1 pseudogene is annotated in these 310 nt (G+C 38.7%); it reads left to right on the top strand.

The features are described 5' to 3' along the window. Positions 1–310 (top strand): annotated as a pseudogene (locus tag RZO55_RS12460) (hypothetical protein); the annotation flags it as partial.

Here is a 310-nt window from a genome sequence, read left to right as displayed (position 1 = left end):
AAGCCCAAAAAACGAGCATGAAACAAAAGTAATGCCCTTAGTTAAACTTCGGGACTGGAAAGATTATGGCTCTTCCGCTCAAATCTATGGTCTGAAAGGCGGTCGGCCTAAAACTCGAGGCAAGCAAGATCCTTCTAACAATCCCGAAACCAAAAATGATAACACCGACCGTTTCAACAATGAAACGGTGCACGGTTTCAAAAATGAAACGGTACACGGTTTCGAAAATAAAACCGTGACCGTTTCAAAAATGAAACCCAATAATGATACAAATAATAATACTCATGATCAAAGTAAACATACTAATGAT

This window comes from Clostridium boliviensis (assembly GCF_033342255.1).
Lineage (GTDB): Bacteria > Bacillota > Clostridia > Lachnospirales > Lachnospiraceae > Lacrimispora > Lacrimispora boliviensis.
Note: the sequence above shows the minus strand (reverse complement) of the source record. Positions and strands in the feature narration are given on the sequence as shown.